Annotated in this window: 14 protein-coding genes and 2 tRNA genes; 13 read left to right on the top strand and 3 right to left on the bottom strand. The window is 51.8% G+C overall.

Features of this window, described 5'->3' with window-relative positions; translation table 11 throughout:
• Positions 1-277: 277 nt before the first annotated feature.
• Positions 278-1,141: a LysR family transcriptional regulator gene (locus R2I50_RS05950; RefSeq protein ID WP_316608243.1), complete on the bottom strand. Its 864-nt coding sequence runs from the start codon at positions 1,139-1,141 to the stop codon at positions 278-280.
• A gap of 122 nt (positions 1,142-1,263) precedes the next feature.
• Here R2I50_RS05950 and R2I50_RS05945 point away from each other — a divergent pair, with 122 nt between their 5' ends.
• The 8 genes from R2I50_RS05945 (at position 1,264) to R2I50_RS05910 (ending at position 10,360) form a co-directional block, all read left to right on the top strand.
• Positions 1,264-2,034 carry an SDR family NAD(P)-dependent oxidoreductase gene (locus tag R2I50_RS05945; protein WP_316608242.1) on the top strand — a complete coding sequence of 257 codons (771 nt, stop codon included), beginning with the start codon at positions 1,264-1,266 and terminating at the stop codon, positions 2,032-2,034.
• Positions 2,035-2,048: 14 nt separating this feature from the next.
• Positions 2,049-2,744 (top strand): cyclophilin-like fold protein, encoded by a 696-nt coding sequence (locus tag R2I50_RS05940; protein ID WP_316608241.1) that lies wholly within the window; start codon positions 2,049-2,051, stop codon positions 2,742-2,744.
• A gap of 19 nt (positions 2,745-2,763) precedes the next feature.
• On the top strand, positions 2,764-3,678 hold the full coding sequence (locus R2I50_RS05935) for an alpha/beta fold hydrolase (RefSeq protein WP_316608240.1): 915 nt from the start codon (positions 2,764-2,766) through the stop codon (positions 3,676-3,678).
• Between the two features lie 18 nt (positions 3,679-3,696).
• Positions 3,697-4,251 carry a flavodoxin family protein gene (locus R2I50_RS05930; RefSeq protein ID WP_316608239.1) on the top strand — a complete coding sequence of 185 codons (555 nt, stop codon included), beginning with the start codon at positions 3,697-3,699 and terminating at the stop codon, positions 4,249-4,251.
• 357 nt (positions 4,252-4,608) lie between these two features.
• Positions 4,609-6,639: a Sip1-related alpha-galactosidase gene (locus R2I50_RS05925; RefSeq protein ID WP_316608238.1), complete on the top strand. Its 2,031-nt coding sequence runs from the start codon at positions 4,609-4,611 to the stop codon at positions 6,637-6,639.
• Between the two features lie 88 nt (positions 6,640-6,727).
• Positions 6,728-7,189 carry an RpiB/LacA/LacB family sugar-phosphate isomerase gene (locus R2I50_RS05920; protein ID WP_316608237.1) on the top strand — a complete coding sequence of 154 codons (462 nt, stop codon included), beginning with the start codon at positions 6,728-6,730 and terminating at the stop codon, positions 7,187-7,189.
• A 202-nt stretch (positions 7,190-7,391) separates the two neighbouring features.
• Positions 7,392-8,777: a CHAP domain-containing protein gene (locus R2I50_RS05915; protein ID WP_316608236.1), complete on the top strand. Its 1,386-nt coding sequence runs from the start codon at positions 7,392-7,394 to the stop codon at positions 8,775-8,777.
• A gap of 143 nt (positions 8,778-8,920) precedes the next feature.
• A complete protein-coding gene (locus R2I50_RS05910) occupies positions 8,921-10,360 on the top strand; it encodes a hypothetical protein (protein ID WP_316608235.1) in 1,440 nt (479 codons plus the stop codon).
• A 188-nt stretch (positions 10,361-10,548) separates the two neighbouring features.
• Here R2I50_RS05910 and R2I50_RS05905 read toward each other — a convergent pair whose 3' ends face one another.
• Both R2I50_RS05905 and R2I50_RS05900 read right to left on the bottom strand, forming a co-directional pair.
• Complete coding sequence (locus tag R2I50_RS05905) at positions 10,549-11,931, bottom strand: TrpB-like pyridoxal phosphate-dependent enzyme (protein WP_316608234.1); 1,383 nt, start codon at positions 11,929-11,931, stop codon at positions 10,549-10,551.
• A gap of 665 nt (positions 11,932-12,596) precedes the next feature.
• Positions 12,597-13,460, bottom strand: a complete 864-nt coding sequence (locus R2I50_RS05900) for a hypothetical protein (protein ID WP_316608233.1) — start codon at positions 13,458-13,460, stop codon at positions 12,597-12,599.
• Positions 13,461-13,685: 225 nt separating this feature from the next.
• Between R2I50_RS05900 and R2I50_RS05895 the strand changes: the two genes are divergently transcribed.
• The 5 genes from R2I50_RS05895 to R2I50_RS05875 all read left to right on the top strand — a co-directional run bounded on the left by R2I50_RS05895 (position 13,686) and on the right by R2I50_RS05875 (position 19,217).
• Positions 13,686-13,762: transfer RNA gene (locus R2I50_RS05895), tRNA-Val, on the top strand.
• A 157-nt stretch (positions 13,763-13,919) separates the two neighbouring features.
• Positions 13,920-14,897: a calcium/sodium antiporter gene (locus tag R2I50_RS05890; protein WP_316608232.1), complete on the top strand. Its 978-nt coding sequence runs from the start codon at positions 13,920-13,922 to the stop codon at positions 14,895-14,897.
• Between the two features lie 61 nt (positions 14,898-14,958).
• Positions 14,959-15,735, top strand: coding sequence for a M23 family metallopeptidase (locus R2I50_RS05885; protein WP_316608231.1), 777 nt, complete (start codon positions 14,959-14,961; stop codon positions 15,733-15,735).
• Positions 15,736-15,988: 253 nt separating this feature from the next.
• On the top strand, positions 15,989-18,958 hold the full coding sequence (locus tag R2I50_RS05880) for a transglutaminase domain-containing protein (protein ID WP_316608230.1): 2,970 nt from the start codon (positions 15,989-15,991) through the stop codon (positions 18,956-18,958).
• A 171-nt stretch (positions 18,959-19,129) separates the two neighbouring features.
• A tRNA-Leu gene (locus R2I50_RS05875) sits at positions 19,130-19,217 on the top strand.
• Positions 19,218-19,385 lie beyond the last annotated feature (168 nt).

Genomic DNA, 19,385 nt, shown 5'->3' with positions numbered 1-19,385 from the left:
CGTTTGATATAACGTTATTTGTCCGTTCTCGGTATCATTACTCTCACCGATATACCGCCGCTCTTGCGCTGTGTTATCGTCAGCTTTCCGCTGCACATCAGCTCGAGCCTCTGCTTGATATTGTTCTAGGTTGTCTCTAAGGAATCAGGTTGATGAAATTGATATTCCTATGCAGCGATTGGCTTTTTACGAATTTTATCTCAAAACGCGGATGGTTTATAAAACATGAGTTTTTGAGAGAGGAGTAATGGTGAAGAATCATTATCTATAACCTCATTTATATAATAGCTTTTAGTTTATCCAAGAATAAATTGACAGCCGGATTGAATACGGCATATCTTTTCCAAATGATCGTTCCTGCTTGTACGATTTGTTTTTCCAACGGTCGATATGTCAAATTACTGTTGCCGGTTGTATTGATCAGCCCATCGAATCCCAAGGCGTAGCCTACGCCGTCCTCGACAAACAGAGACGCGTTGTAAATCAGATTGTAGACGGCTACGATATGCAGATCGGCTAACATCGGGTCGGAGGAAAGAAACCGGTATGCCGCACGGGGAATGATCAAAGGGAGCTTGTTGAGGTCGGCTGATGTGATTGATTCTTTCTCTTCGAGAGGGTCGCCTTTTTTCATTAGCAAGCCGAGTTTATCGTCCTTTGGCAAACGGATCCCATGATATTGACTGTGGTCGTAATCAGTGAATATCAACGCAATATCTATCAGACCTTCATCGAGCTGTTCCATCAAATCGGCTGTGTCGCCGCTGGTGATCGTGAAGCGGATATCGGGATATTCATTGTGAATGCTGCCCGCGATCTCGGATATATGGTGAAAGGCTAAGTATTCGCCTGCGCCGATATGTACTTCGCCGTAAATGTTGTGCTGCACTTGATTGATCTCACTTTGAGTCATCTGCATCAAACGCACCATTTCCTCTGCTCTGCGTCGTAGGATCATGCCTTCCTCCGTCAGTTTGATCCTTCTGCTGCCGCGCTCAAAGAGGGTAACGCCGAGCTCTTCCTCCAAATCTCTGATCTGCCTTGACAACGCAGGCTGTGAGACGTGCAGCGCTTCTGCTGCCGCAGAGATATTTCCCTCTCTCATGACTGCAAGATAGTATTCCATGATACGGATATCCATATGACCCTCCTATGCGTAATATGCATACTTTACTATCAAATATAAGTATTTGTATATATTATATATGTGCTGTATAATAAATGCAAGATAGTAATAAAGAATTAGTCTTACGGAGGATTATCATGAAAGAGAAAATGTTAGAAGGAAAAGTCGCTGTTGTATCCGGCGCCAGCTACGGAATGGGTTTTTCGATGGCGGAGCTTTTTGCAAAGGAAGGCGCTATGGTCGTTATGACCGCAAGAGGCCGCGAGAAGCTTGATGCGGCCGTGAGCAAGCTGAAGGAACAGGGGCTGGAGGTAACCGGCGTCGTTGCGGACAACAAGAACCTTGACGATGTGAAGAACGTCATCAAAACAGCAGTTGATACTTACGGCGATCTGGATATCGTCATCAACAATGCGGCGATCGGCGAGCAGAAGATGATCGACGAGACTGACGACGAATGGCTGGAGCATGTGTATCAGACAAATGTGTTCGGTCCTTTCCGCTTTATTCGAGAGGCGCTCAAGATATTCTTGCCGAAGAACGAGGGCTGTATCATCAATATTTCATCCGTCAACGGAGACAGACCCTTCTGCGGTGCGTCCTATACCTCATCTAAGGGCGCGATCAATACTCTGACAAAGAATGTCGCGATGCGGCTGATCGACACCGATATCCGTATCAATGCGGTGGCGCCCGGCGCGACGGTAACGCCCGCGCATCTTGCCAACAAAGCGGGTGAACAGCCCGGCGGCGCTAAGATGCTTGAATACAGCAAGCACTTTGTTTACTTTCCCGGTCCTGAGTGCGATCCGATGGATCAGGCGAATGCGTGTTTGTTCCTTGCGTCGGATATGGGAAAGCATGTGAAAGGCCAGGTCATTCAAGTCTGTAACGGAGCATTTTTATAATAAAGGAGCACAGTATGAAAAGGCTGATCGTATCGGGAATCAATCTGTTAATTATATTATCCTTAATCATAACAGCCGGAGCAAGCGACGCTTCTTCGCTCAGAGCAACGGAATCACAGGAGATCATCTGGGGTGATGCGGACGGTGACGGTGCTGTTACGATACTGGATGTAACGCGGATTCAAAGGCATTTGATTCAGATCTACCCCTCTATAGAAGAAGCGAACATGAAATCGGCGATCGTTTCGGGGGAGGATGCCCTTTCTATTGTTGACGCGACGCTGATCCAACGTTTTCTCGCGGGGATCATCGAGCAGTTTCCTGTAGAAGAAACGGCAAGGCCGACTGAAGGAGAGAGCACAGAGATGAAAATGCTGATCAATAATACGCCTGTCACAGTGGAGTGGGAGGATAATGAAGCAGTCGAAGCGTTAAAAGAAGCGGTCAAGGAGAATCCGCTTATCATCCATATGTCGATGTACGGCGGTTTTGAACAAGTCGGCTCTCTCGGAATGTCTCTCCCGAGAAACGATACAAGGATCATGACTTCTCCCGGAGATGTTATCCTGTATTCGGGAAATCAGATGGTCGTGTTCTACGGCTCCAATACATGGGCATATACGCGGCTCGGTCATATCACCGATCAAACACAGCAGGAACTTAAGCAGCTCCTGTCGAACGGAAACGTAACGATCACGATTATGATATAACAAAAGGAAGATGACAGCAATGAAAAGATGGATGGTCATGATCGTTTGCCTGTTGCTTGCGGTACTGTTCGCAGGCTGCTCACACAGCGCAGGAACCAATCCTCAGACTAATGAAAAACCGAGTGAAACGACAGAAGAGAAAGGTATAGGTGAAAGCACAGTGCAGACAGGAAGCTATACAACACAGGAGATCAAGTGCCCGAACAGCACTTATCAAATTTACGGAATCGCCTATATCCCCAATGACGGCAAAGAGAAGCATCCGCTGATCATTTTCTCTCACGAGTTGGGTAACAGTCACACCTCCGGCGTCGGTTACGCGGAGCGGCTCTCTCAGATTGGCTATGCGGTGTATGTGTTTGATTTTTACGGCGGTACGGTCGGAGGGAATCAGACCGGCGGCAATAATACCGAGATGTCAGTGATGACCGAGGTCTCGGATCTGGAAGCGGTTCTCAAAACCGCAAAAACATGGGACTTTGTCGATACCGACAACATCATCCTGATGGGCGGCTCTCAGGGCGGCGCCGTAACCGCGCTGACCGGCGTTCGTCATCAGGACGAGATAGAGGGTATGATCCTGCTCTATCCCGCGCTGAGTCTGTTCAGCGATATCCACGAGCGTTTCAGCGATCTTGACAGCGTGCCTGAGCAGTATGATATGTTCGGCGGTTGGATTACGGTCGGCAAGAAGTACGCAGCGGATGTCTGGGATATCGACCCTTATCAGGAACTGTCGCGATATCAGGGCAAGGTCTTGCTGCTGCACGGCGACAAGGATAATTCGGTAGATATCTCATATTCGGATCGCTTGTCAAAGGTGCTCCCGAACGTGGAATACCATGTCATCTCCGGAGGCGGTCATGAGTTCTTCGGACAGCCGTTTGAGGACGCGGTAACTTATATTACGAGCTGGTTGGAAAGCAATAAATAATTTATGAAGGAGCGACAAATGAAGAATATAGTCATTATTTCAAGCAGTATCCGCAATAAAAGCAATTCCGAGATACTCGCCCGTCAGGCGCTGCAAGGAGCGCTTGAAAGCGGAAATCATGCGGAGCTGATTACATTAAAGGATAAAGATATCCGTTTCTGCAAAGGCTGCCTCGCCTGTCAAAAGACGATGAAATGCGTCATCAAGGATGATGTGAGCGAGATACTGGAAAAGGTCAAATCGGCTGATACCATCGTATTTGTTACGCCGATCTACTACTATGAGCTCAGCGGTCAGCTCAAAACCCTGCTCGACCGTTTGAATCCGCTCTATCCGCAGAAATACAGCTTCCGCGACGTGTATCTCATGACGACGTCCGCCGAGGAGGGCGATGAAGTCGTTGAGACGGCAGTCGGCGGTCTGAAGGGTTGGATCGCGTGCTTTGACAAAGCGCGTTTTGCGGGAGTTTTCAACGGCGGCGGCGTCAATGACGCGAACGAGGTAAGCGGGCGAGAGGATATGCTTAAAGCCGCATATGAATTCGGCAAGTCAATTGAAACGCCTCTTTCCTAAGTGCCGGATTCAATAAATGTGTCAGTGTACATGAATATCTGCTAAGATAAAGCGCCGATTGGCATGCTCAGCCGGTTGGCGCTTCTTTAATATGGTCACAACACAGCACAATTGTCACAACATATCAAAAGAGTGCGCTCTGTTTACGGAGGCTCTCTGTTAATAGTTGGGGTAAACCCGAATAAAACAGAAAAAGAGAAAAGAACAAGCGATGGCTATACGAAATACGCGCAAGGCGCTTTCTTGTGCTATAACCCGTACATCTCGTTATTTTTCAATGACATAATACTATTTCGGTCGGGTAAAACAGATGTTATAATGATGACAGAGTATTAGTATTCGAGAGGGCGTGTGAAAATGCCGAAGAAAAAATTGAGAGCGGAAATCCGCAGACAGAGATCGTCTATGACGGCGCTTGAGCTGTATATGAACGGTGAGGTGAATGAGAACGGTATCAGTCTGTCGGTCAGTGAAGAGACGACAGGCGGCTGCAGGCTCGGCAGAATCGATCTGTCGATCGCGTCCGACGAGCTGGAACAAAGCGATAATCTTCAAATGCAGGAGCCGATCCGACTGTATCTACCCGTGGATGAATCCCCGCGGGATATCACCGCAATCTATATGTTCAGCTCATGGTGGTCACGGCCTGCGTTTGTACAGAAGCTGTCGGATATTCCCGACAAAACACAGGTTCTGCTGCTTCGCTATGATAACAGATATGCGTGCTTTGTCCCGATGGTAGGCGAGCGGTTCAAGTCATATCTGACGTGCGGCAATCAAACTCAGCTGCAGCTTGTGCTGACGGCGCTGTACGGCGGTATCAGCGAGGTGCATGAGCCGCTGTTTCTGTATGCCGAGGCTTTGTCGGTCGATGAAGCGATCTCGACGGTCTTTACGGAGCTTGCACGGGTGAAGAACATCAGACTCAGAGAACAGCGCCGTATCCCGGAAATGTTCCGCCGGCTCGGATGGTGCAGCTGGAATGCGTTCTATACCGACGTCAATGATGAAGGCATCCGTCAGAAGGCTGCGGAGTTGGCCGAAAAGCACGTTCCCGTCAAGTGGATGATCATCGACGACGGCTGGTTGACGTTGAAGAACCGCCTGCTGTATGATTATCAGCCTGATCGCGAGAAGTTTCCCGAGGGCTTTAGAGGACTGATCGAGGATATCCGCAGAAGCACGGGCGTTGAATGGTTCGGCGTATGGCATGCGCTGATGGGGTACTGGAGCGGAATCTATCCCGACAGCCCTGTTGCCCGACAGGAGGCGGCGTATCTCCGCCGTACCGCAAGCGGCCGCTTGGTGCCTGATCCGGACAGAGGAGCGGGCTTTTATCGCGACTGGTATAAGACGTTGACTGAGCAGGGCATAAGCTTCGTTAAGGTAGACGGTCAGGGGACGATCCCGCTGTGCTTTGAGAATACCCTGCCGCTGGGTGAAGCGGCAGACGCTCTGCACGGAAGTCTTGAGGACGGCGCTTCTCGGATGGACAGCGCGATCATCAACTGTATGGGTATGTCGATGGAGAACATCCTCTCCCGCCCTGCATCGGCGATCTCCCGCAACAGTGACGACTTCTTCCCGACAATAGAGGACAGCTTCAAGGAGCATCTGCTCCAAAACGCCTATAATTCGCTGTATCATGATCGGCTGTACTGCTGTGACTGGGATATGTTCTGGACGACGCATCCCGACAGCGTGAAACACGCTTTGCTGCGCGCGATCAGCGGCGGACCTGTCTATTTCAGCGACCGGGTAGGGGAGACGGACGCGGATGTGCTCAGACCTCTTTCCTATATAAACGGAGAATTGTTGATGATGGATCGTTCCGCAAAGCCTACCGCCGACTGCGTATTCATCGATCCGTTCAAGAGCGGTTTCATCAAATTGCAAAATACCGCGTCATTTGGAGCAGAGCTGAGAGGCGGCGGCATCGCGGTCTATAATCTGGGTGACGGAGAGATAGCCTGCTCGGTCTCTCCCTGCGAGATCGACGGAATCTCGTCATTTGAGAAATATTTGGTTTATGATTATTTTTCAAAGACTGTCCGCACCGTTCGCTGTGATGAGAAGATCGACTGCAGACTTGAAAAAGGCGGTTACGGCTGGTTTGTATTTCTTCCCGTGACGGGAAACTGCACCCCTGTCGGGTTGACGGATAAATATGTCGGCTTTACGGCGATCGAGAGTATCCGTAACTGCGGGAATATTCAGACCGTTATCCTACATGAAGCGGATACCTTCGCTTTCGTATCTGATGACCTACCGAAAAAAATCACGGTCAACGGCGGCGATGTGACCGATATCGCAGTCAGAAACGACGCGTTGATCGTGATACCCATGGATGAAGAGATCGGACAGACAGTTGTTGTGATCGAGATGTAAACAGGTTGAAGATGTATCGAAAAAGTATTGGCTTTTTTGGCTTCCTGTGATATACTGAAGTTACAGTATTACGAGAGGAGCGATCATTATGAAAATCGCTATGTCAAACGATCATGCCGGCACAATTATGAAATACGAGATCAAGGCTTTACTGGAATCTCAGGGACACACGGTAGTGGACTTCGGCGCTTATGACGAGGCGTCCTGCGACCTGTCGGACTTTGTTCTGCCTGCCGCTCTGGCGGTTGCAAAAGGCGAATGTGACAGGGGTATTTTTGTAGACGGCGTAGGCTACGGCAGCGCTATGATCGCCAACAAGGTGAACGGGATCTACGCCTGCGTCTGTCAGGATCCGTTTTGCGCTTCGCTTGCCCGTCAGCATAACGACGCGAACGTTTTGTGCCTCGGCGCGAAGATCATCGGCGGTTTGATCGCTCAGGAGATCGTCAAGACCTTTATGACGACCGATCCGCTGACTGCAGAGAAGTATGTCCGCCGTGTGAAAAAGGTGCAGAGGATCAACGACGAGTACTGCGTCCCCGTAAAGTGACCTGAGATAAATCAGCTCCGGATGCCCGTTTTTACGGATGACCGGAGCTGCTTCAATATACCCGGGCTGATCTTTGATATTGCTGTCGGGGCAGAAGCCGGCGCCGCGCGACGCCGACAATTTGCTGCGTTCGGTTGTTCTCCCGAATACCGGGACGCTCAAAGCGATTATGTCGCGCGTAATAACAAATGGAGATGTTACGATGAAACGAATTATTAGCATTGCGCTCGCGCTGGTACTGGCTTTCAGCAGCGTGTCTGCGCTTGCGGCAACAGCTGAGGAAAATCCTCTTGCTTATTCCGATGAGTACAAAACCTCGGTTTATTATCAGCGGCTGATGCAGGCGCTCGAGGAGCATAAGGATGGTATCGCGATGGAGAAGGTGCTCGCCGTTACGCTGTCGCAGGAGGGCTACAAGAACTATGCGACCGAAGGCGTCGATCTCTCTCTCGCCAAAGCGGAGGGTAAGCTCTGGACCGGCAGTGAGCTGAGAATGAACGACAACCTGACCGGCAACACCGAGTATACCCGCTGGGCTCAGCGCTACATCATGGAGCTTGACGAGGATTCTCAGTATGTCGATTATGACTGGTGTGCGATCTACGTGAGCTGGTGCCTGTATCAAGCGGGCTACTATACCAAGGATCAGTTGAAGAAATATTATTACGCCTATATCGTCGATCCGCGCGTCTTTTACGACGCAGATTCATGGATCGAGTCCTTCAACCTGAATCAAAAGCTGGTTTACTATCCGCCGCTCGCGCGTCATAAGCTGGACGCGATGCCGTGGAACACTTATTATAACGTTGATATCGATCCATTTGAGATCCCGTATAAGCCCGGCGGCCTGGTGTTCTTTTCGTGGGCGGGTAACGGCGATTACTATTCTCATGTTGGTATCGTCGTGGATTACGATAGGGATACCCATGTGCTGACCTATTCTAACGGAAACTCCGACGGTATGGTCATTACCCGACAGATCGACCTGGACGTCCGGGAGAGCTTCCGCGGTCAGGCGTACTGCCTCAACGCCAACCGTATCCTCGCGTATGCGGATTACGATGTGATCACCCCGCCTGAGCCTAAAGAGATTACCTGCGATACGCCTGTGCTGACCCGGGACAAGAACGCTTCGCAAAGTCTGAAGATCCGTACAAATTCAGAGTCCGTTATGGCTTCGGTCTACCTGGATGGCAGTTACCATGGCTCGATTATTGAGAGCAATATGATCTTTCACGAGGGTCTTCTGACGATCGGCAGCTCGGAGCTTTCTGAGCTCTCTGTCGGCGTACATCGACTGAGGCTTGTTTTCGATGACGGTGAGATTGAGCTGCCCCTTAAAATTATCGACAGGGCGAATGCGATCCTGGGCGACGCTGATCAGGACGGTGAGGTGGATACCCCCGACGTGACCCTGATTCAGCGTTACGATATCGGGCTCGCCGAGCTATCCGGTGACGCACTGATCCTTTCCGACGTCGACCGTGACGATGAAGTCAACGTTATCGACGCAACGTGGCTTCAGCGTTACCTGAACCAGCTGAAAGCTCCCGACGGCATCGGCGGAGTTATCCGCATTGATATATAGAATATCTTGAATCAGCCCTCTGTTCCTTTTCGGAGCAGAGGGCTTTTCTGAGAATTTCAGTTTTTGTTCACATAAGCGCCATGTTTCTGTCATATTCTTCCGTTATGATAAGGTCACAATAAAGCTCCAAGGGAGGAATGAATATGAAAAACAAGTATTTTGCACTTAAGGCGACTGCCTTCATGCTGACGGCGCTTCTGGCAGGCTCTATGGCGGCTTGCTCGGGCGGTACGACCCAAACCGAGACGCAGGCGGTATCCGCCACCGAAGCGGTACGGGAAACACAGACGGCAACGGCTGACGAAGCAGAGATCAAGAAGCTCAGTGAGGCGGATATCACGATCAACGATACGATCGAGAACAGCACGGGCGGCGAGCATGCGATCCTCGCGGACGGCGAGAGCCTGAGCTATAAAAACACCAAGGTCGTCAAGACCGGCGACAGCGACAGCGGCGACGAGGCGGACTTTTACGGCGATAACGCCGCGATCTTCGCGACAAACGGCGGTACGCTCGACCTCAGCAAGATGGTCGTCAAGACCGACGGCACCCACGCGAACGCGGTATTCAGCTACGGCGAGGGTACGACCGTCAACATCTCCGACAGCTATATCGAGACCTCGGGCAACTGCTCGGGCGGCTTGATGACGACGGGCGGCGGTACGATGAACGCGACCGACGTGACCGTGAACACCTCCGGCAATTCCTCGGCGGCGATCCGCTCCGACCGCGGCGGCGGCGACGTGAACATCACGGGCGGCTCCTATACCACCTCGGGCACCGGCTCTCCCGTCATCTATTCGACCGCGGATATCACGGTCGATAACGCCGAGCTGACCTCCACCGCCTCTCAGGGCGTTGTCGTCGAGGGCAAGAACAGCGTCACCCTCAATAACGTCACGCTGAACGCCGATAACAACACCAAGAACAGCGACAAGTCAGCCTACTATCAGGCGGTGATGATCTACCAGAGCATGTCCGGCGACGCGGCTCAGGGCACCTCGTCCTTCACGATGAACGGCGGCACGCTCACGAACGCGAACGGCGATATCTTCTTTGTCAACAACACCGCGACCGATATCACCCTCAGCGGCGCTGCCATCATCAATAACGACGCCGACGGCGTATTCCTCAGGGCTGCCGCGGCGGGCTGGGGCAGCGACGGCAGCAACGGCGGTCAGGTCAACCTGAACGCTTCGAAGCAGACGATCAGCGGCGATATGCTCGTCGACGATATCTCGGTGCTGAACCTGTACCTCAAGGACGGTTCCTCCTTCAACGGCGCGATCAACCCGACCGGCAGCGCGGGCGAGGTCTATGTCAATCTCAGCGGCGGCTCCAAGTGGACGCTGACTGCCGACAGCTACGTGACCTCCCTGACCTGTGACGCGGACAGCATCGACCTCAACGGCCATACCCTCTATGTCAACGGCGTCGCTTATACGGCGGGTTCAGCCTCGACAGGCTCGGCGATCACCTTCACCGTCAGCAGCGGCGGTCAGGGCGGCGCTCCCGATAAGCCCGGCGAGGGCGGCGGTCACGGCCCCGGCGACGGCGGCACCCCTCCCGCAAAGCCCGAATAATACGATAGATAAGTTTCATTTTACAACAGGATCGGTTCATTACGAGCCGATCCTGTTTGATGTTTCATTACAAAACGAAAGGCGCCCTCATATGAGAGCGCCTTCTGCCAATATACCTTCCAAATACTTGGTGATGATATCATTGCTTGTGATGTTTAGGAACGACGTTGATAACTGCAGTGCTTTCCTTATTCCTGAACCGGAACCTTCGGAAGGGAACTAAGTCCCTTTGCGAGATCCTCATCGGTGGGGATATAGTCGGACATCTCGCCGTCGTTGAACTTCTGGTAAGCGACCATGTCGAAGTAGCCTGTACCCGTCAGACCGAATACGATGGTCTTCTCCTCGCCGGTCTCCTTGCACTTGAGCGCTTCGTCGATCGCGACGCGGATCGCGTGGCTCGACTCGGGAGCGGGGAGGATGCCCTCGACTCTCGCAAACTGTTCAGCCGCCTCAAATACGGACGTTTGCTCTACGGAGGTGGCCTCCATGTAGCCGTCGTGATAGAGCTGAGAGAGGGTGGTGCTCATGCCGTGGAAACGCAGACCGCCCGCGTGGTTCGCTGAGGGGATGAAGCCGGAGCCTAAGGTGTACATCTTCGCGAGCGGACAGATCATGCCGGTATCGCAGAAATCGTAGGCGAACTTGCCGCGGGTGAAGCTTGGGCAGGACGCGGGCTCTACCGCGATGATGCGGTAGTCCTTCTCGCCGCGGAGCTTCTCGCCCATGAACGGCGCGATCAGACCGCCGAGGTTGGAGCCGCCGCCGGCACAGCCGATAATGATATCCGGCTCGATACCGTATTTATCCAGCGCCGCCTTGGTCTCGAGACCGATGATGCTCTGGTGCAGGAGCACCTGGTTGAGTACGGAGCCGAGTACATAGCGATAGCCCGGATTGCTGACCGCGACCTCGACCGCCTCGCTGATCGCGCAGCCGAGAGAACCGGTGGTGCCGGGATGCTCGGCGAGGATCTTCTTACCGACCTCGGTGGTCATGGAGGGGGAGGGGGTCACATCTGCGCCGTAGGTACGCATGACCTCGCGGCGGAAGGGCTTCTGCTCATAGCTGACCTTGACCATAAAGACCTTGCAGTCCAGTCCGAGATACGCGCATGCCATCGACAGCGCCGTGCCCCACTGACCGGCTCCGGTCTCGGTCGTTACGCCCTTGAGTCCCTGCTTCTTCGCGTAGTACGCCTGCGCGATCGCGGAGTTCAGCTTGTGGCTTCCGGAGGTGTTGTTGCCCTCGAACTTGTAGTAGATCTTAGCGGGTGTACCGAGCGCTTCTTCAAGACAGTAGGCGCGTACCAGCGGAGCGGGACGATACATTTTGTAGAAGTCCCGGATCTCCTGCGGAATGTCGATGTAGGGAGTGGTGTCGTCGAGCTCCTGCTGTACCAGCTCTTCGCAGAATACGGCGCTAAGCTCCTCAGCGGTCATCGGCTTGCAGGTAGCCGGGTTCAGCAGCGGCGCGGGCTTGTTTTTCATATCCGCGCGCAGATTATACCATTTGGAGGGGATTTCGCTTTCGTCTAAGTAGATTTTGTAGGGGATTTTGTTTTCTGACATAATGATGACTCCTTTTTGTAAGTGATTAGTGGTGAATGGTGGAAGGGGAGCTTTTCGCCGCCCTGCTTTGTGAACAGAGAACATGATGGGGACTCCGTCCTCATCAAATTATTTGCGACGCCATCGTTTTGTTAATAAATATAAGTTCATAATTCCTCCAAAGAATAATAGTTAAAATGGAATAAAAAAACCCGTCCCTGCATTTCTGCCGGGACAGGTAATATAACCTGCGGTGCCACCCTGCTTGACGCCATAGCGCCCTCTCACGCGTACAAAAATACGCTGACCTCCTTTACGTTGGGTCAGTCCGTCTCACATACTCTGTAAGTCAGGCTGTCAGGCTGCTCTGCGCTGTGTCCCGACACTTCTCTTACGGTTCTGTTCGCCCTCCGAAGTCCATTCGGCCTTAGCTTCTCCGTCGCAATCTCACCATCTGCGGCTCTCTGGGTGACAAGTGATAAGGCTTACTCACTCTTCGTCATAGGTTTAGGTGTTTTTCTGTTATGTGCGTATTCTAGCGCATAAAAATCCGTTTGTCAAGTGTTTTCTCAAAAAAAATTTAGCGATTTTATGTGATATCTTGCTAAAGCAACTGTCGTAAAGCAAAGCCCCGGGAGCTTTTCAGCCCTCGGGGCAAGGTTACGGAGGTTAAGTGTGATGTCGAATTATTCGCCTGTGATAGTACCGGTGATGACGAGCGTTGCGATACCGGGAGTCGTGCTGTAGGCGCCTGTAACAGAATCCTGCGTAAATGTTGCCGCAGGTACTTCGACCAGGCCGGCAACTGTGGTGAACAGTCCTGTGACTTCGTCGTAGGCGTAGCCGCTCTTTACGATGAGCGGTTCATCGTTCAGCATGACGCTGATGTTGCCGAGAATGGGGTCGAAGGTGTCGCTGATGACTGCGTTATCAGCAGCGGTGAGAGCGGTATTTCCGCTGTTCTCAAGACGGAAGGTATAGGTGATCTCGCCGTTTTCTGCGACGGGAATCGGTGCAATGGTCTTGATGATAGTAAGCTCGGGTGCAGATTTGACGGAGATCGTTGCGGAGTCGGTGACCGCGCTGATCGAAGCGCCGGTAACGGTGACGGTATTGATGATCTCGGCGCCATCCTCAGGTGACGCGAATTCGTTGACGGTCGCGTCATAGATCAGCATGGTGTTGCCGTTTGCGGGGACGGTGATATCGCTGAACTGCAGCCCATCAGCGGTCGATACGACGGGAGCCGCTTGCAGAACGCCGTCGACATAATACTGCACGGAGCCGTCGGCGTAAGTCAGCGGTTGAACAGAGGTTTGCTCAAAGGAATATGCGCCGAGGTCGTCGTTGACGGACAGTCCGCTGATCGCGTTGTCACTTCGGTTGATGATGCTGACAACGTAGGTGATGCGGTCGCCGATGCGGTAGCTCTCTGCGATCGCTTCCTTACTGACGGTGAGGTTGCCCTCGATCACGCCGACAGCAATATTAGACATCACGGTGCCGCCGTTGTAGCTCAGGGCGGCCTGATTGGTAAATGTGGTAGCCATTGTTTTTCCTTTCCTGTGTTTTCGGGAGCGTCGGCTCCCTATACATCCTATGCATAAGGAGCTGATCGGTGCATACAAACAGTATGACGATCCGTGTGCCGCAGCTTGTGTATCGGGTACCCTGCTCATGCTTCAAATGAATAAAGAGAGAAATTTTATTATCTTGAAAAATAATGCTTGCATTTTATGATAAAATGTGGTAATATATCTAAGTCAGATAAATACGGAGGCTTAGCTCAGCTGGTTAGAGTACCTGCTTGACGTGCAGGGGGTCATTGGTTCGATTCCAATAGTCTCCACCAAATAGTAAAAGAACCCGCTGTATAAGCGGGTTCTTACTTTTTGACATGATGACGGAATAAATCCTGTCGTTTATAGGATAACAACGCATGGTTTATCCGTAGCGGAAAATACTATAAAAGCAAAACGAAAGCGGTTAAATGGGAAAGAGGAGTAGAAATGGAAATGGTGTTGCAGATCGTTCTGCTGATCTTGGGCTTTGTCGCGCTTATCAAAGGCGCGGATATCTTTGTAGACGGCAGTTCGTCGCTCGCGGCGATCTTCAAGGTGCCGTCAGTCATTATAGGATTGACTATCGTCGCGCTTGGTACAAGCGCTCCCGAGCTTGCCGTCAGTACCTCGGCGGCGCTCAAGGGCTCTAACGAGATCGCGCTGAGTAATGTTGTCGGTTCGAACCTGTTTAATCTGTTGATGGTGCTGGGCGTATGTGCGCTGATCAAGCCCGTCCCGATCGATAAGGTGATCTGCAGACGTGATTTTCCGTTTTCCATCATTACAACGCTTCTGCTGTTTGTCGCGCTCGGCGTCGGCATGATAGGTCGTGTGGATTTCGGTACGGTGAAGATGACGGATAACGTCGCGACGGTCAGCCGTCCGATCGGTATCGTCGCGCTGCTCGTTTTCATCGGTTATATCGCGATGCTGGTCATTTCGGCGAAGAAGAACAAAGCCGAGGGAGAGCCGGTCAAAACCATGTCGCCGCTCAAGAGCGTGCTGTTCATTCTGTTCGGCGTAGCGCTGATCATCGCGGGCGGTCAGTTTGTTGTCAATTCCGCAAAATACATTGCCGCAGCATTCGGTATGTCCGAGACGCTGATCGGCTTGACGATCGTAGCAGTCGGCACCTCGCTGCCGGAGCTTGTAACCTCAGTTGTTGCGGCTCGTAAAGGTGAGAACGGTCTCGCTGTCGGCAATGTGGTCGGCTCCAACATCTTTAACCTTTTGATGATCCTCGGCGTATCCGCCGCGCTTCATCCGATCCCGGTCAACTTTGCTTCGATGGTTGATTTTGCGATCTTGATCATAGCTTCCGTTATGGTTTATATCTTCTCACTTACGAAACATATCAATCGCGGCGAGGGTATCGTGATGATCCTGATGTATGTCGCGACCGTCGTTTTTGCGGCGCTGAGATAATCGCGTGATAATTGAATAAGAACGGACGTTTTCGCTCATACTATGGGCGGAGGCGTTTAGTATGAATAATATAAAAAAGAATAAAGCGAAAAAGCCGACCGAGCGCGTCAGCTTCTATATCGCCCTGTCCATCTGTATGATGGCGGTAGGGCTGGCGGTATGGTCAGCATATACGTCGTTCGGTGACATGCCCGAAGAAGATGACGAAAGTTACTTCGGCTCTTTATCCTCGCCGACTGCCGCTGTAGCGCAGGAGATGACCGGCGTGACTGTATCGGCTGAGACCGAGGCTTATGAAGAAACAGAACCTGAGCCCGAGACGGAACAGCCGACGGAAAAGCACAGTGTAATCGTCAGCGAGACCAATCCCGAGACAAAGGACGTTGCACATATCGGCGGATTGGATCCGTTACAGGCGGTACTGCGCGTAAAGGAGAGCCTGATCTGGCCTGTTAAGAGTCAGAATGTCATCAAGCCTTACAGTGAAGAGAGCGTCTACAGTAATACGATGAAAGATTACCGTGCGCATACAGGTTGTGATTTCTCAGCCGAGGAGGGTGAGAGCGTCTATGCCATGTGTGCCGGAACAGTGAAGAATATTTCTTCATCGGAATTATACGGAATCATCGTTGAGGTGGACTGCGGCGACTTTACGGTTTACTACTGCGGTCTGAACAGCGATCTGAGCGTTGAGAAGGACAGCACGATCGAAGCCGGCGATACGATCGGCACGGTCGGGATGATTCCCTGCGAAAACGACAGCACGCATGTGCATGTCGAGATCAGGGTAGGGGACAGGTTGATCGACCCGCTCAGCGTTATTGACAGCGAGCGTTGAGGTATATCGGGGGAGGATTCTGCATATGATATGACAGAAGTGCCCTCGATTCGTTCAGGGGCAGACGGCGGACGCTATCCAGTGCCCGCTTTGTTCTTTTATAGAAAATATCAACCTTAATATCTAACTGTATTCGGAGATCGGTCCGGATTTGTGCAGCATATCATTCTTGAAAATTCTGAATAAGAATTATTTTTGCTTAGATTCAAACATACAGGATCATCTATCTTATCGCGTTTAGGAGGAAAGCAGTATGATTCTAAATAAGAAAATAATAGTATCGGCGATTTTAGTTGTGATCTTTGCGTTCTCTGCGCTGCCGGCTCTGCCGACTTATGCTGAGGAGGCTCCGCTTGCCGATCAGGGTGCGGGGATTGATATCGCGCCTGATGAAGCGGACGAAGCATCGTCTGATGACGATATTCTCGCCGTGACAGCAGCACAGAGCGCGCCTCGGATCACAAATATTCAGAATGAGCATAACGGCGCTGTCATCAGCTGGGAAAAGCCCGGTTCCTACGGGTTATATTATAAGGACAACGCGGACGATTCGTGGAAGCTGCTGGCGCAGGTCAGCGGGACAAGCTATACCGATCGAAGTGTAAAAGACGCGCAGGAGCGCTTCTACACGCTTAGTACCGCATCTGCTCCGAGTGTTTACAATAATGACGGCATGCGTAATGTTTACTATGACGCTCCCCTCCTTAAAACCGTCAAGAACACCGAGAGCGGCGTGCTTTTGGAGTGGAATATCCCGTGGGAGAGCCGTCCTGAATGGGAGGGTGAGCGCTTTATCGTCTATCGCAAGACCGCCTCTACCTCCTGGACAAGAATCAAAGAGTACATAACAAACAGCACCTATACCGATCAGACTGCCGTTAACGGCACGACATATTATTATACCGTGCGTATGGTGAATGAGGATGGAAAGAAGTTCATCAGTCCGTTCAAGTCCTCTGCCGCCTTGACATGCAGAATCGGTTATCCCGTTATCACGAAGATAACGAATACCGGTAAGGGCGTCAGCCTGAGCTGGGGAAAATACGCGGGCGCTTATGCCTACCGCGTGTATCATAAGAGCGCCTCCGGCTGGACGCGCTTGACTCAGACGGCGTCCCTGAGCTACACCGATACTTCGGTTAAAAACGGCGAGAACCGCGTTTATACCGTTCGTGCCGTGGATAAAAAGAACGCCTTTGTCAGTGATTTCAAGCATACGGGTTGGACAAATACTTTTTTTGCACCGCCCGTGATAGACAGCCTGGCGGTCAGCGAAAGCGGGATTACCGTCAAATGGACCGGGACGGCGGGCGTAGCCGCTTACGTTGTGTATCGCAGAACAGATTCATCCGCGTGGACGAGGCTGACTCATACAAGCGGCAATACTTTTCTGGATAAAAACGTCCAAAGCGGCGGTACATATACCTATACCCTGCGAGCGGTTGATGCCGACGGCAGGCTTATCAGCGATCATAACGGCGGTAAGTCGGCTGTTTTTGCCGTACCGCCGTCGATCGATTCGATCGAGAATCTTGTCGGCGGGGTCAAACTGGGTTGGAAAAAACCGGCGAACGTTCATGCTTACCGCGTCTACTACAAGAGTGACAACAGCTGGATTCGTCTGACTGAGACGACTGCACAGAGCTATGTCGATACCTCTGTCGTGAACGGTATGAAACGCATCTACACATTGCGTGCCGTGGACGCAAAGGGAAAGTTTGTCAGCGATTTTAACCGCGACGGCTGGAGCAACACCTTTTATGCGGCGCCTGAGATCAAGTCGCTGACCTCCGGCATGAACGGTATCGAGATCACATGGAACAGAACGTCCGGCGCAGAGGATTATCGCCTGTATCGAAAGACGGCGACTTCTTCGTGGACATGCCTGATCCAGACAACGGACACATCCTATACCGATACATCCGCATACACCGGTATTGAATATACTTATACGCTCAGGATGATTACTGCCGACGGCAGCCGTTTTATGAGCGACTGCAATTCGGGCAAGTCTATCACCCGTCTTGAGATCCCTGAGATCGCCTCCATCGAAAACACCGATGACGGCGCGAAAATCAGCTGGAACACTATGGACGGCGTCGATTGTTTCCGTGTTTATTACAAGGGTAGTAACGGTTGGGTGCGTCTCGATACCTGCTACGGAACAGGATATACCGATACATCTGTTGCTGATGGCGAAACCCGCATCTATACCCTGCGCGGACTGAACAGCGCCGGCAGCTTTGTCACGGATTTCAACGCTTCCGGTTGGACGCATACCTACTTTGCAGCCCCTGTGCTCACGTCTGTGAATTATGACGGAGAAGGCGGTTATACGACTGAGTGGCAGGCGAGAGAGGGCGTTTCCTCTTATCGTCTGTACCGCCGTGAACTCGGCGGAGAACCGATTGAGCTCGGAGATACAACGGCAACCACTTATTATGACAATGCGGAGATCGATCATATCTACTGTTACACGCTTCGTTATCTGGGTGTGAACGGCGAGCCGCTAAGTGCCTTTCGACCGAATACGGTTTATTATTGCAACGGATCACCGTACACCGGTACCGTGAACGTGAACGGTGTGGATCGCACGTTTGAGAACGGCGTGCTGCTTGAGGGCTTTGTGACCGTTAACGATCAGACCTATTATTACAACGAGAACGGTACGCTTGCGAAAGGGCAGATCGTAGGTTCTGCCTCAACAGGATGGGTCTATGCCGACCCCGACGGTGTGTGCTGTATGGGTGAGGATATGCGCGAAGCAGCAAAGTTTATGATGACTGTTTGCCGCGGCGACACCCTTGAGGAGCGTATGAAGTACGGATATCTGTATATTGCGCACAACTTCCCTTACGAGCGCCGTTACAATACGCCGAAAGACAGCTCGACCATGCCTGCTATCGCTCTTGATATGTTCAAGAACCACAGCGGTAACTGCTATTGCTACGCGGCCTGCTTTGCTTATATGGCGAAGATTGCCGGATACCGTGTGCGAGTCACGGTCGGCGCTACCGGTGCCGGCACACCTCACGGCTGGGCGGAGGTCTATGTTGACGGCAAGTGGCTGTACTGCGACCCGGAGTCCGAACTCCCGCGCTTTAACGTCCCGGATTACAACACCTATATGAAGGAGGATCATTATTGGGCTTGCAGGTCGAATTGGCATACGGAGTTAACGCTCGATAACGCCAATGCTGTCTGGAGTGAAGCTTATAAGTGATGATCACTTGATCTATCCGGCAGATAACGGCACGGTGGGGAGTGACGTCTTCACCGTGCCGGATCTGTCAGCGGAACCCTTAAAGGAATCCTGTTGTCCGATTGGTTTTTCAAAAATAAGTATTGACAATCCTGTTTGAATTTGCTATAATAACGCTTGTGAAATAAACATGCAGGTATGGCGGAATAGGCAGACGCGCATGGTTCAGGTCCATGTGAGCATTGCGCTCATGCAGGTTCAACTCCTGTTACCTGCACCACAAAAGCTCGATTATATCGGGCTTTTGTTTTTTTTTGCAAAAAATGTTGGCAGACTCGTAATACAAATCTTTTTCGCAAATTGCAATAGCAAGTTGCAACAATTCTTAAGTCTGTAGTAGATTGCCTCGAGTTTTCTGAGGGAGGAGCGTAGCGACGAGCGAGGAAAA

This window comes from uncultured Ruminococcus sp., from assembly GCA_902785355.1.
Lineage (GTDB): Bacteria > Bacillota > Clostridia > Oscillospirales > Acutalibacteraceae > Ruminococcoides.
The sequence above is the reverse complement of the archived record's forward strand: the minus strand, read 5'-3'. Positions and strand labels throughout refer to the sequence as shown.

Coding starts and splice junctions, on each gene's coding strand:
- R2I50_RS05950 (WP_316608243.1), bottom strand. CDS start 1,141: ATGGATATCCGTATCATGGAATACTATCTTGCAGTCATGAGAGAGGGA.
- R2I50_RS05945 (WP_316608242.1), top strand. CDS start 1,264: ATGAAAGAGAAAATGTTAGAAGGAAAAGTCGCTGTTGTATCCGGCGCC.
- R2I50_RS05940 (WP_316608241.1), top strand. CDS start 2,049: ATGAAAAGGCTGATCGTATCGGGAATCAATCTGTTAATTATATTATCC.
- R2I50_RS05935 (WP_316608240.1), top strand. CDS start 2,764: ATGAAAAGATGGATGGTCATGATCGTTTGCCTGTTGCTTGCGGTACTG.
- R2I50_RS05930 (WP_316608239.1), top strand. CDS start 3,697: ATGAAGAATATAGTCATTATTTCAAGCAGTATCCGCAATAAAAGCAAT.
- R2I50_RS05925 (WP_316608238.1), top strand. CDS start 4,609: ATGCCGAAGAAAAAATTGAGAGCGGAAATCCGCAGACAGAGATCGTCT.
- R2I50_RS05920 (WP_316608237.1), top strand. CDS start 6,728: ATGAAAATCGCTATGTCAAACGATCATGCCGGCACAATTATGAAATAC.
- R2I50_RS05915 (WP_316608236.1), top strand. CDS start 7,392: ATGAAACGAATTATTAGCATTGCGCTCGCGCTGGTACTGGCTTTCAGC.
- R2I50_RS05910 (WP_316608235.1), top strand. CDS start 8,921: ATGAAAAACAAGTATTTTGCACTTAAGGCGACTGCCTTCATGCTGACG.
- R2I50_RS05905 (WP_316608234.1), bottom strand. CDS start 11,931: ATGTCAGAAAACAAAATCCCCTACAAAATCTACTTAGACGAAAGCGAA.
- R2I50_RS05900 (WP_316608233.1), bottom strand. CDS start 13,460: ATGGCTACCACATTTACCAATCAGGCCGCCCTGAGCTACAACGGCGGC.
- R2I50_RS05890 (WP_316608232.1), top strand. CDS start 13,920: ATGGAAATGGTGTTGCAGATCGTTCTGCTGATCTTGGGCTTTGTCGCG.
- R2I50_RS05885 (WP_316608231.1), top strand. CDS start 14,959: ATGAATAATATAAAAAAGAATAAAGCGAAAAAGCCGACCGAGCGCGTC.
- R2I50_RS05880 (WP_316608230.1), top strand. CDS start 15,989: ATGATTCTAAATAAGAAAATAATAGTATCGGCGATTTTAGTTGTGATC.